This is a genomic window from Bradyrhizobium sp. USDA 4501 (assembly GCF_054062115.1).
In genome coordinates this window covers 6036333-6049274 of the sequence record NZ_JBSSEX010000001.1, presented here as the reverse complement: position 1 = coordinate 6049274, position 12942 = coordinate 6036333, and the positions used below count along the sequence as shown (strand labels likewise).

The 12942-nt window shown below is 62.8% G+C and carries 10 protein-coding genes; 4 read left to right on the top strand and 6 right to left on the bottom strand.

Annotation, left to right across the window (positions count from 1 at the left end):
* Positions 1-19: 19 nt before the first annotated feature.
* Positions 20-1228: an ABC transporter substrate-binding protein gene (locus tag ACVWZM_RS27835; protein WP_371852122.1), complete on the bottom strand. Its 1209-nt coding sequence runs from the start codon at positions 1226-1228 to the stop codon at positions 20-22.
* Positions 1229-1376: 148 nt separating this feature from the next.
* Here ACVWZM_RS27835 and ACVWZM_RS27830 point away from each other — a divergent pair, with 148 nt between their 5' ends.
* From ACVWZM_RS27830 to ACVWZM_RS27820, 3 genes are all read left to right on the top strand, one after another.
* Positions 1377-2375, top strand: coding sequence for a polysaccharide deacetylase family protein (locus ACVWZM_RS27830; RefSeq protein WP_456855355.1), 999 nt, complete (start codon positions 1377-1379; stop codon positions 2373-2375).
* 55 nt (positions 2376-2430) lie between these two features.
* A complete protein-coding gene (locus ACVWZM_RS27825) occupies positions 2431-3636 on the top strand; it encodes an amidohydrolase family protein (protein WP_456855354.1) in 1206 nt (401 codons plus the stop codon).
* A 126-nt stretch (positions 3637-3762) separates the two neighbouring features.
* Positions 3763-4539: a TetR family transcriptional regulator gene (locus tag ACVWZM_RS27820; protein WP_233475250.1), complete on the top strand. Its 777-nt coding sequence runs from the start codon at positions 3763-3765 to the stop codon at positions 4537-4539.
* A gap of 54 nt (positions 4540-4593) precedes the next feature.
* Here the strand turns inward: ACVWZM_RS27820 and ACVWZM_RS27815 are convergent, their stop codons facing one another.
* Positions 4594-6186 (bottom strand): gamma-glutamyltransferase family protein, encoded by a 1593-nt coding sequence (locus ACVWZM_RS27815; RefSeq protein WP_057017410.1) that lies wholly within the window; start codon positions 6184-6186, stop codon positions 4594-4596.
* A gap of 237 nt (positions 6187-6423) precedes the next feature.
* Between ACVWZM_RS27815 and ACVWZM_RS27810 the strand changes: the two genes are divergently transcribed.
* Positions 6424-7989, top strand: coding sequence for a winged helix-turn-helix domain-containing tetratricopeptide repeat protein (locus ACVWZM_RS27810; RefSeq protein ID WP_057017409.1), 1566 nt, complete (start codon positions 6424-6426; stop codon positions 7987-7989).
* A gap of 230 nt (positions 7990-8219) precedes the next feature.
* On the opposite strand, the gene ACVWZM_RS27805 is transcribed toward ACVWZM_RS27810, so the two are convergent.
* From ACVWZM_RS27805 to ACVWZM_RS27790, 4 genes are all read right to left on the bottom strand, one after another.
* On the bottom strand, positions 8220-8663 hold the full coding sequence (locus ACVWZM_RS27805) for a hypothetical protein (RefSeq protein WP_057017408.1): 444 nt from the start codon (positions 8661-8663) through the stop codon (positions 8220-8222).
* An 84-nt stretch (positions 8664-8747) separates the two neighbouring features.
* Complete coding sequence (locus tag ACVWZM_RS27800) at positions 8748-9728, bottom strand: WecB/TagA/CpsF family glycosyltransferase (protein WP_057017407.1); 981 nt, start codon at positions 9726-9728, stop codon at positions 8748-8750.
* A 4-nt stretch (positions 9729-9732) separates the two neighbouring features.
* The gene (locus tag ACVWZM_RS27795; protein WP_063790092.1) at positions 9733-10722 is read right to left on the bottom strand and encodes a glycosyltransferase; all 990 of its coding nucleotides are present in this window, start codon (positions 10720-10722) and stop codon (positions 9733-9735) included.
* Positions 10723-10726: 4 nt separating this feature from the next.
* Positions 10727-12934 carry a GumC family protein gene (locus ACVWZM_RS27790; protein WP_456855353.1) on the bottom strand — a complete coding sequence of 736 codons (2208 nt, stop codon included), beginning with the start codon at positions 12932-12934 and terminating at the stop codon, positions 10727-10729.
* Positions 12935-12942: the final 8 nt, after the last annotated feature.

Here is a 12942-nt window from a genome sequence, read left to right as displayed (position 1 = left end):
GTCGGACGATCTCGCGCGGTCAGTTCCGTGCGAACGGCATGATGTGGTTGTCCTCGAACCGCGCCCAGATGTAGTCGCCCGCCGTCAGCGCATCGTGCTTGTCCTGCGCGAACGGCTTCTCGTAGGTCTTGATCAAGCCATCCACGCGATCGATGGCGTAGAAGCCGTCACGGACGGCGGTCGGTTCGGTGCCACCGGCCTTTTCGATCGCTCGCGCAATGACCAGGATGGAGTCGTAGGCGTTGGCCACGCCAACCGCCGGCGTCACGTCCGCAGGCCCCTTGATGTCCGAATACTTCGCCTGAAGGGCCGACATCACCCGCTTGCCGACGGGCGACAAGTTCCCGAAGAAGCTGTAGGTCTGGACGAAGATCACGTTCTCCGCGCTCGGCCCGGCGAGCTCGGTGAAGCGGCCGCCGGCCGGCCCCCAATGCGAGACGATCGGCGGCGCCCAGCCCATACGGTCGAGCGATTTCACCACCTGGGAGGACGGTCCGACGTTGCCGACCAGGTAGAGCGTATCGGCGCCCGCCTGCTTCAGCCGCGACAGCTGGGAAACGACATCGACGTCGTTGCCTTCAAACTTCTCGACGCCGGCAGGCTCGATTCCTGCGGCCTTCAATGCCGCCTTCAGGCCATGCTCGTTCGACTCGCCCCAGGGATTGTTGACCAGGATGAGCCCGGGCTTCTTCGCATTGTACGTCTTGCGCGAGAACTGGACGATCGCCTTATCGACCTCATCGTCCATGGCCGAGACGCGGAACACGTAGTTGGACGGGGCGCCGTTCCGCGTGATGTTGGTCCCGGCGGCCCATGGCACCACGAACGGCACCTTGACGTTGTTGACGAACGGCACGATGGCGAGCTCGACCGGCGTGTCGAGGCCGCCGACCAGGACCGCGACCTTCTCGCGCTGAATCAACTCGCGCGCCGCGATCAGTCCTTTGGCCGGATTGCTCTCGTCGTCGCGGCGGACGAGCTCGAGCGGACGTCCGAGCACGCCGCCCTTCGCATTGATTTCCTCGATGGCGATCGTCGCTCCGCGGGTGAGCGCCTCGCCGGCGCGCGCCGACTGTCCCGACAGGGCGGTCACCAGGCCGATCTTGATCGGTTCGGCCGCGCGCGCGCCGAACGCGAACGGCAACGCGGCCAGCAGGATCGTCGCAGCGGCGTGCCAAGCCGGCCAACGACGCGCAGGTCCGGACGAAACTATGCTCCTGAAGTTCATGTTCGGTGTTCCTCCGCTGATGGCGGCCTCGGCATCGAAGCCGCCAGTTCCTCCGCTGCCGCTTATGCGCGGACTTGACGGAAGTAAAAACTTTCTTCAAAAATATTCCGATGTCAAGCGAGCGATCAACCGCGCGGGGAAAATTCCGATGGACCCAAGGAATGTCGAGGCCGGCGACGTGTTGATCTCGATCGCGGAAGATGGCGACCGCCTGTCGCGCAGGGAAGCCGTGCTGCGCTCGGATTCTGTCGGACCGGTCCTCGCCACTCACGGACGCTATCGCTACAGCGCGATCGGGCAACGCCCGGATTTCAATTGGCCGCAAGGGCGGCGGCTTGCCGTCTACGTCGGTCTCAACCTCGAGCATTTCGCATTCGGCGACGGGCTCGGTGCCGAGCTCTGCCCCGGCGGTCCGCATCCGGACGTCCTCAACTATGCCTGGCGCGACTATGGCAACCGTGTCGGCGTGTGGCGCCTGATCGAGCTGTTCGACGAGCTGAAGCTGCCGCTGTCGGTGCTCGCAAACAGCAGCATCTATCACTACTGCCCTGAAGTCATGGAGGCATTTCGCGCCCGCGGCGACGAAATTGTCGGTCACGGCCGCACCAATTCCGAGCGCCAGGGTGTGCTTGCGCCCGACGAGGAGCGGCAATTGATCGCGGAAGCGACCGATGTCATCGCGCGAGCCGAAGGGCGGCCGCCGCGCGGCTGGCTGGGGCCCTGGATTTCGCAATCACAGGTCACGCCCGATCTGCTGGCCGAAGCAGGCTACGAGTACCTGCTCGACTGGTGCATGGACGATCAGCCGGTGTGGTTCTCGACGCGGAACGGCGGCCGCATCCTTTCAGTGCCTTATCCGCAGGAGTTGAACGATATCCCTTCGATCGTCGGTCGCAAGGACTCCGGCGAGCAGTTCGCCGCCATGATCACCGAGGCGTTCGAGGAGATGCTGGCACAGTCGAAAAGGCAATCGCTCGTCATGGGAATTGCGTTGCACCCCTATCTGGTCGGCCAGCCGCACCGCCTGCGTCCGCTGCGGCGCGCCCTGCAGACAATCCTGGCGCGGCGTGACGAGATCTGGATCACCACCGCCGGAGGTATAGCCGCATTCTCGCGCGCGCTGCCCGATGGCATCGTCCCAACATGATGAAAACGAATCGGGCCCCGATCGCCTCGCCATTGCGACGAACCGGAGACGACCAGTGAGCACTGCCGACACGCTGTTTCGAAACGCCCGATTGGTCGATGGGCGCACCGTCGATATCGCCGTGCGCGATGGCCGCATCACCTCGATCGCGTCGCAATCGCCGGTCGCGGCCGGCGAAACCCTTGATCTGGCCGGACGCCTGGTGTTGCCGGGGCTGGTCGATGGTCATATCCACCTCGACAAGGGCTTCGTCGGCGACGATTGGAAGTCCCACCGCCCCTGCACCGCCGGTTTCAGCGTGCGCGAGCGCGTCAAGTTCGAGAAGGAGGCGCTTGCCGGCGCGAGGCCGATTGCGGTGCGGGCGGCCGCGCTGATCGACCTCTCCGTCGCGCAGGGCACGACCTGGATGCGCAGCCACGTCGATATCGACCTTCAGGTCGGGTTGCGCAATCTCGAGCAGGTCATGGCGGCGCGTGACGCGCACCGCGACAAGGTGTCGGTCCAGATCGTCGCCTTTCCGCAAAGCGGCATCGTGACGTCGCCGGGCGTGGCCGGATTGCTCGACGAGGCGGTTCGCGCCGGCGCGGACCTGGTCGGCGGCCTCGATCCGGCGGGTTACGATGCCGACATCGACGGGCATCTCGACGTCATCTTCGGCATTGCCGATCGGCGCGGGGTCGGCATCGACATTCACCTGCATGACGGCGGCTTGCTCGGTATTTTCGAGATCGAGAACATTGCACGTCGGACCAAGGCCCTCGGGCTCGGCGGCAAGGTCACGATCAGCCATGCCTATGCTCTCGGCGAGGTGCCGCGAGACGTGGTTCAGCGCACCGCGCAGCTGCTCGCCGAGGCCGGGGTCGCGATTTTGACCAACGCGCCCGGAGCGCATGCGTTTCCGCCGGTGTTGCTGCTGCGCGATGCCGGCGTCAATATATTCGCCGGCAATGACAACATCCGCGATTCCTGGTGGCCCTACGGCGACGGCGACCTCCTGGAGCGCGCCATGATCGTCGGCTACCGCTCCGGCTTCAGCACCGATGCCGACCTGGCGGCGGCCTTCGACATGGTGACCACCAACGCCGCGCAGGCACTCGGCCTCCCGGACTATGGGGTGGCCGAGGGCGCGGCGGCGGACTTCGTCGTGATCGACGCGCAGCACGTGCAAGAGGCCGTGGTGGCCCGGCCCAGGCCGCGCGACGTCTACAAGAATGGGCGCCTCGTCGCGCATGGCGGCACGGTCGTGACGTTGGCGCGTTGATGTGGATGTGGAGACCGGAACATCGGGAAGGTTACCCCTTGACGAGCCACCGCAATAGCGATCTCAATCCCGCGAGCCTGCACGGCAGGGCCCCGCATCCCGTTGAACATGATGGGCGGGGGCATATTGTCCGCGCTGGGCTCGTACAACCTGAGAAAAGCTTGTCCCGTGACTGAAACGACAGCATCGACCAGCCCGGCCCGCAGCGCCACACGCGGCAGACGGGCACGCGATTCCGCGTTGACCAAGGAAGCGATCCTGCACGCGGCGACGTTCGAATTCTGCCGCAACGGCATTGGCGGAGCTCGGGTTGAAGCCATCGCGAAACGCGCCAAAGCCAACATGCGGTTGCTGTACGCCTATTTCGGCGACAAGAACGGCCTTTATCTCGCCGTGCTCGAGCACGTCTACACCGAGATCCGCGCGGCCGAACAGCAACTCAAGCTCGACGACCTCGATCCGGTCGCGGCCATGCGCGAGCTGATCAACTTCACGTTCACCTTTTTCGGAGCGCACCAGAACTATATCGCCCTGATCAACAATGAGAACCTGCAGCGTGGGCGTAACCTGCGCAAATCGCGCAAGATCGCCGACCTCACGCTACCCTTGGTCGCGAGCATCGAAAATATCCTTCGCCGGGGCCTTGCGGTCGGGCCGTTCCGCAGCGACGTCGATCCGGTTCAGCTCTACGTCACGATCACGGCCATGAGCTATTTTCATGTCTCCAACCGCTACACGCTGTCGGCGATGTTCGACAAGGATCTGGGAGAGCCGGACTGGCTGGAGAAACGTCGCCACCACGCGCTGGACGTGATCATGACCTGGTTGACGGCGACGGCGGCCGCAAGCGAGGGAAAACGGAAACCGTCCGCAGCCAGAACACCGGCCGGCGCCGCACGCTAGCTCGCGCGCGGCAAATTCCGAACAGTCTGCGGGTGAGCGCTAAGGGTGCTCGCTTCACCGGGCAGCGACGACGCCGTCGCTGCGGGGATCGCTGGCGCCCTCGAGCAGTCCATCCGGGTGCCAGACGATTGCGCCGGCGTGGCCCATGAATTCCTCGAACGCACCGACCACCTGGATGTCGTGGCCGAGCGCCCGCAGCGCGTCGACGACGGCAGGATCGAAACGCGATTCGATCTTGAGATTGTTGTTCTCCTCGCCCCATGTGCGACCGAGCAGCCAGCGCGGCGCGGTCACTGTCGACTGAAGGTCCTGACCGTGCAACGCGTAGCGGGTGAAGATCGCCGCCTGGGTTTGCGGCTGCCCTTCGCCGCCCATCGTGCCGTAGGACAACAGCCGGCCGTCGCTGAGTTCAGCCATTGCGGGCTGAATGGTGTGGAACGGCAGCCGCCCAGGTTCCAGGCGGTTGATATCGGTCTCGGCGAGACCGAAGCTCGTCCCACGGTTCTGCCAGGTGACCCCGCTTTGGGGCAGGATGACGCCCGAGCCGAACTCCCAATAGATGCTCTGAATGAAGCTGACGCTAAGGCCGTTCCGGTCGGTCGCAGCGAGCCAGACCGTATCGCCCTGGGCCGGCGGGTCAGGCCAGCGCGCTGCATGATCGACGGCGACCGTCTTTTCGAGCGTCGCAATGGACTCGTCGGTGAGAAACTCGGCCGCCGACCGCGCCATGTAGTCGGGATCGGTCACGTAGCGATTGCGGATGCGGAACGACGCCTTCGTGCTCTCGACCAGCCGGTGCAGATGATCGACCCCGTCCGCCTCCTTCGCCATGCGCCGGGCATAGAGCGCAAGAATCAACAGCGAGGCCAGGCCCTGCGTCGGCGGCGGCATGTTGAACACCTTGTGCCCGGCCACATCGACCGACAGCGGTGTCACCAGCGTGGCTTGATGCTGCTCCAGATCGAATAGGCGGAGCGGGCTGCCGAGCCGTTCGAGATCAGCGGCCATCGAACGCGCCAGGTCGCCGCGATAGAAATCGGAAAGGCCGGCTTGCGCCAGCTGCCGCAACGTGTCTGCCACGCGCGGCTGCCGCAACCGCGCGCCGACTGCAAGCGGAACGCCCTGCGGCAGATAGACATCGGCAAAGCCCGGCACATCCTGCAGCTCAGCGCGCTTCTTCGAGGTGTTGTCGTGCAGGGTCTGGGTCACGGCGACGCCATCGGCGGCGTAGCCGATCGCAGGTTCGAGCAGCCGCGACAGCGGCATGCGCCCCCCATGGCGATCGCGGCTGAGCTCATAGGCCTTCTGCCAGCCATCGACGGTCCCGGCGGCGGTGAGTGCCGCGAGCGGTCCGCGGCTTGGGATGGTGCTGCAGCCATGCTCGCGATACCAGGCGCGGCTGGCGGCCTTCGCCGACCGTCCGCACGCCTGGATTCCGACCGGTGCGGAGCCCGCCCGGCCGACCAGCCAGAAGCTGTCGCCGCCGAGGCCGTTCATATGGGGATAGACCACCGCGATCGTGGCGGCGGACGCAATCATCGCCTCGACCGCATTGCCGCCTTCGGAGAGGACGGCGAGCCCGGCCTGCGCCGCAAGGTGATGCGGCGCGGTCACCATTCCGCTATAGCTTCGCTTGGTCTGCAGCATCAACGCGTTCTCCGAAAGCAGCAGCTTGTAATAATATTCTTACTTACATTGTCAAGCAGCCGTCGCCTCGCCGCGGCTGCGCGAACGGCTGGCGGAGGTGCCGCGCGAGGTGGATCAAGGCGAAGCGGAAATCGGCCGCGCAAAGCTGCGCGTCAGCGGCAGCGGGGCGGGTCGCCGAATTCCCGGAGGCCCTGAATCTGTTCCGAAAAAGATGCAAAAAATGTAGTCTCCCGAACCATGGCGACGATCCACGAATTCGGCCCCTACCGCCTCGACGCGGAAGCCGTGATGCTGTTTCGAGAGTCCGAACCGGTCGCGCTCGGGCGGCGCGCGGTGACGCTGCTGCGCCTGCTTGTCGAGCAGGCCGGAACGCCGGTTTCCAAGGACGCATTGATGCAGGCGGCGTGGCCGGGGCTTGCGATCGAGGAGAGCAACCTGACTGTGCAGATCGCCGCTCTGCGGCGGGTATTTGCCGACGTAGAGGGCGGCGCGACCTGGATCGAGACCCTGCCGCGCCGCGGCTACCGTTACGTCGGGCCACTGGTCGCTGCCGAATCCGGCGCCGGCCTGCCCACCTCGCCGGCACCGACGGTGCCGGATGGGCCGTCGCTTGCGGTGCTACCGTTCTCGAATCTCAGCGGCGATGCCGCGCAGGAATATTTTTCCGACGGAATCACGGCAGACATCATCGCCGAACTGTCGCGCTTCCGCTCGCTGTTCGTTGTCGCCCGCCACTCCAGCTTCGCCTACAAGGGCAAGACGCCCGAGATCAAGCAGGTCGGCCGCGAACTCGGCGTCAGGTACGTGGCCGAAGGAAGCGTGCGCAAGATCGGCAGCCGGATGCGGGTGACCGTCCAGCTTCTCGATGGCGCCAGCGGTTACAATCTCTGGACCGAGCGCTACGACCGCGAACTCGAGGACATCTTCGCCCTGCAGGACGAGATCGTCCGCGCAATCGTCGCAGCCCTTCCGGGCCGGCTCGAGGACGCCGGCCGCGAGATCGCCAGACGCAAGCCGACCCCGAGCATCACCGCCTATGACCTGGTTCTGCTGGGCAACGAGCGGTGGCGTCAATTGACGGTGAAGGGCATGGCGGAAGCCAGGCAGTTTTTCCGGGACGCCGTCGCGCTCGATCCGCAATATGCCCGCGCTCACATCAACATTGCCTGGACTATCGTCTGCGACGTGTTTCTCGAATCGCCCGGCATGGCGAAGCTCGACGACGCGCTGAGCGAGATCGAGACCGCGCTCGACATCGACGGCGGCGACGCCTGGGCCCATGGCGTCTTCGCGCAATTGCTGTTCCTGCGTCGCGAGGACGCCAAGGCCGAAATCCATTTCAGCCGGGCTCTCGCGCTCAATCCAAACGACGCCGACGTCGCCGCCGTTTTCGCGAACATTCTGGTCTACTGGGGACGGTGGCGAGAGGCCCTCACATGGATCGGTGCGGCCAAACGACTGAATCCCTTCCCGCCCAATCTGTACCACTGGTACCACGCGCTCGCCCTCTATTCGGGGCGCCAGTACGATGAAGCAGTCAAGACGCTGATGGAGGCGCGATCCCCCGACCGCTGGTCGCACAGTCTGCTTGCCGCCTGTTATGCGCAGATGGGTCGGCACAGCGAAGCGCGATCCGAAGCCGAAGCGTTCGTCACGGAACGTTGTCGAGAAATGAGCGCGAACGGCGCAACGCCGCCAGCGAACACCCTCGATCTCGTTCGAGCACGGGCCGAAAGGTACAGAATTTCTGCCGAACGCGAGCACTTCCTCGACGGCTTGCGCAAAGCCGGCTTATCCGGCTGAGCCGTAGCGAGGGTCACAACAGGCTGTTCGAAATTGACCGACAGCGGTGCTCCGCCTCGGCTTGCTTCAACCTCAAACTTCTGAGCCGCCGCTGCTGTCTGGATTGTGCAATGGTGGAGGATCGACGCTTGGCGTGGCGAGATTCATAGCCCGTGGTAGCGGGGGAGCGCTGCCGCCATTCCCAACACTCAGAAAAACGCCTCCAATGCGCGCTGTGCGGAAGCAGCTCTTCATAGAGGTCGAGGACGAAGGGGAGCGTCTCCGCGGAAAACCGCAGCCCCCGATCTTTGAATCTTTTGGATCTGGCCTGGGATCAGCTCAATCTGAGGAGATCGAGCATTGGAAAACTCCATGAAGGCGTCTGAGGTTTCGAATATTTGATTCACGAGCCCGCGATGCTCTGGTTCAATGATGGAGTAAATGTCGGGTTTGTCGCACCTCCACCATCCTGACCATAGTTCCGCTTTCTTCTCATTGGGATCAAAAATAAGGATGAGCGCCCCTCCGTCCTCATAGATGAGCTCGGCGGGCACGCAGCCGTGTTTGATCAGCGTTTGCAGAACGTGGCAGAACTCATACCCAAATACGTACACATCAGGCTTTAGCTTAACGACTATGGGTTGGTCTGCGTTATCGTACCCGAAGGAATCGGTACTGCTTGGCGGTTTAATCACTTTGATGCTTCCCGCGCTTGCGCCATGAAGCGAATCGCTTAGCCGCCTGCTTGGATCAGTGATCCTGGTCGGTCAGCCGATACATCAGGCGCTCACCTCGATACCCTTGAGAGCATTAGCCGTCCGTGCCCGACGCTCTGAGATACGTCGCTCTATGCCGCGCCGGCGATCGGGTATCGGAACCTGCGAATCCCGCACGTTGCTCCTTCGCCGGACAAGAATTCGCCGATCAGCTACCCTGCGTTCCGTACCCACTTTTCGGTCGTCTCTCCGCACCACGCTTGCCGATCCGGCGATCGCTCTTCCCGGACGGACGGCGTAAGCCCTGCGCGCCACCACTTCGCGGAGCGCCAGCCAGATGAACTCGCTGTTGGTGGAAAGATATCGCCGCCATAACTTGCGCGGCTCCATCATCAGGCGCCAGAACCACTCGAGACCGAGCGATTGGAATAGCCGAGGAGCGCGCCTGATAAAGCCGGCCAAGACGTCGAAGCTGCCGCCGACCCCCAGAATGACGGGAACTTGCAGCCGATCCCGATAGCGTTCACTCCATACCTCCTTGAACGGGGACGGCAAGCCGATAAAGAGAATGTGGGCGCCGCTGGCTCGTATCTCATCGACGATAATTTCGTGCTCGTCCGGACCGAAGTAGCCGTTCCGAAAACCAGCGATCTTCAGCTGCGGAAAGCGCGCCTCGCAGACCCGCACGAGCTTTTCGACGACTTGCTGGTGCGCCCCTAGAAAATAGACACAAAGTCCGTTGGACGCGGCCCCCCTTAAAAGTCCTTCCATCAGATCGATGCCGGCCACGCGTTCCGGCATGTGTTGACCTGACGCTCGTATTGCCCAAACCACCGGCATACCGTCCGCCACCGTCATATCGGCCGCGGAACATGCGTGCGCCAACTCCACGTCTCGCCGCATCATGCAGAGATGCGACGCATTGATCGTCATCACGACGTGAGAACTGTTCGAGCGGAGACAGATATCGACACAGCGCTGCGCCGCCTGATCGAGCGTAACCGCATCAAATTCGACGCCCAATAGGCTCGCGTGTTGCTTCATCTGCTCAACTCCCCTGCGGCGATTGCCGGCTGGCTTGCCACCGAGCCACTTGCTCGGCGTCCAGGCGAGCCGTGGCAGCTCGTTTACCCAGTCTCAGGCACGCGTGCTGATACGTACGAAGAAAACGTCTGAACTCGGGGTCATTATAGCGCGGCAACCCCTTTGCCCAGCTGCTGAAGTAACCCCAAAGCATCGCGATGCTTCCGATGAACATTGGGTGCGCGCGAAGACGGGAAGCCGCCACCGCCAGATAGTAAAACGGCGAAGTGCCCATGAAATACTGACCGAAGCCAGCACGAATTCTGCCTGCCCAGATGCTCTTCTGGCTGGCCCCTTGCGGACGAAGGTGGACGAACCGGATTGGCTCTGAATCGACGCTCTCCGCGATCCAGCCCAGCATTCTGGCGCGGTGGCAATCGATGCCATCCCACATGACTTGTCGCACGAATCCTCCGATCTGCTCGAAGCACTCAACCCGATAGAATTTCGTCATCCCAACCGACATTTCGTCGCCGCAGACCTCGGGCACGAGATCACCGGTTTGGGGATGAACGAACCAGGGTTTGCCTGAGGTCGTCCCGATACGTGGATTATCCTCCATTCGCTGCATCAGCAGCTCGAAGTAGCGAGGCGGCAGGTCGAGATCCATATCAAGCTTGCACAAATAGCCGAAGTCGCCGAGCGACACTTGATCGAGACCATCATAAAACGCCTCAATCACGCCGGGCCCTACCCGCCGATGGCCTCGGTCATGGCGGCGCACGACGCGCAGATAAGGCAACCGCGCCGCATACTCTTCCAGAATCCGTGGCGTCTCGTCGGTGGATCCGTCGTCAACGACGATCCACAGCGCAGGCGGCACCGACTGTTCAGCCACGCTGTCCAGCGTACGGCAGAGATAGGCTCCCTCATCGCGGCAGGGCGAAATCAGCACATACCTGCGCGGCGTGGCGTTGTGCGGAACACCTGAAGCGCGCCTGTCAAGCTCGTCCACAGGTCTACTCCCGGTAATATCCTTCGGACCTGACGCCATTTCTTGCCTCGATGGTTCTAAGCTCGACGGGATCGATCTGGTTGAGCACAATGGTCGACACGCGCTCACGGATGAGCTGCGTTACCGACAACGCTTCGAGCACGCTCGTGCGCTTGGTCTGACCGGATTCCACAACGAAGACGAACTCATCGATGAAGCGCTCGATCAGCCTTGCATCGACGACCGACATGATCGGCGCCACCTCCACCACAATGTAGTCATAGGACTTCCGTGCGACGGCGAGCAGGTTTTCCATTTCCCGCGAGCCCAGGAGTTCAGCAGCGTTGGGAATCCGAAGCGCGCAGGCATTCGGCAGGACATCCAGCCCCGAATGCGGTCGCTTGCAAACAAACTCGCCAAGACGGGAGGGATCTTCCAGCGCTTCGAAAAGCCCGACCTTCGCATCCGGGGACAGTGCAGTCGTGAGATTCCGGAGATGAAGGTCGGCATCGATCAACAGCGTGCGCGATCCAGAGGACGACAATATGAGCGCGGCAAGATTGGCGGCAACGACAGTCTTTCCCTCTTTCGAAACCGCCGACACGACGCCGATGACTTTGCCCCCGGTCGAGGCGGACGAACGGTCGAGCATCGCCTTCACATTGCGAAGACCTTCCGCGAAGCGCGAGAAGGGGGCAGCAAGGACATGCTCCTCGATTGGTAATTGACCAGCATAGACGAAGGGCAGTCCGATGCACCGCATTTCGGTCACCTGTTCGACGGCCTTGGGCGTACGGAACACATCCGCCATCCATTCACGTCCGAAGGCAGAGCCTATGCCGAGAAACAGACCGAGAACAATGCTGCCTGCCGCCACGACGAGGGTTTTCTTGGAACTCTTTGTCAGCGGCGGAACCGCTCTCGTGATGATCTGCGCACTTTGGGCCGGAAGCGTCTCCGCCTGCGCCGCCTCGATCTCCTTATGCTTTTGCAGGAATCCGCTATAGAGATTGCGCAGCGCCTCGGCAGCGCTCTCGAGTTCGCGCAGCTGGCTTCCGGTTTCCGCGGAAAGCTTCGCGGCGGTGTCTTCGAGTTCAGTCTGTCGTGCCCTAGCGACTTCGTATTCGCTGGCGTAGGAATCGGTAATGCGCCCCTCGTCGGACCGAATGGCGGCGTCAACGCCGTTGAGCTGCGCACGAAGCTTGACGACAGCCGCGTGCTTGCGACCGACGCGAGCTTCCATCTCCGCAAGCCGAGACGCAAGATCGCGCTTTTGCGTGCGGAGACGTGCAAGTTCGCTGTTGTTGAGTGCGAAGTTGATGACCGCCGCTCGCTTGTCGTTGAATAGCGCGTCCGTCGACACGGCCGACGGAATCCCGTTTGCCTCTGTCCGCTTGATCCGGTCGAGACGCTCCTTTGCTTCAACTGCCGCGAACTTGGCATTCATCAGCTGGGTATTCAGACTTGCCAGGAGCTCGGTATCCTGAGCGCCAGTGCTGCTGAGATTGTTAGCCGTCTTGAAGTCCTGCAGCGCCTTGTCAGCATCGGCCACCTGCTTCTTCAGCTCGATCAGCCGCTCCTGCAGCCACTTACTCACCTTCTGCGTTGATTTCAGCTTTGCGTCCTGCAGGGACGCGAGATAGCTATCCACGATTCCGTTGGCGATCTTCGCGGCCTTCTCCGCGCTCTGCGACTCGACCGTTACGTTGATAACGTTCGCGACATCCTCACGTGCAACAGTCACCCGCTTCAGCAGAGATTCGAGCGCCGCTCGTTCAGCGGCTGCAGTGGCTTCCGCCGTGCTGGAGTTCCCGTCTGTGGCGCTGCCAAGTGCAGATCGCCCGGCAAACTCGCCATCACTGGCCAGACCCAGCGAGCGAATAACCGGAAGCAGGACCCCGTCTGATGACAGTACGTAGAGCTGACTGCCGACCTCCACTTCATCCATCGTCGGCTGATCTACGATCTTGTTCGTCTGCAGATAACGATTGAGACTTCGATCGATGAGGATGCGTGCACTGCTCTTGTAGGGCGCCTTCATGACCACAACGGAAGCCACGGCAACCGCCAGCCCAATCAACAGCCCGATAACGGGCAACCGCCATTCGCGGCGCAGAACGTCGACAATGTCCCATAAGCCGAAAGCGGGACGGCCCGCCGCAGGCGGACCATAGTCTTCCGCAAGCGGCTGGCCGTATTCCTGAATAACCAATTGATTGGTTCTGGTGTCCATGGCTTCGT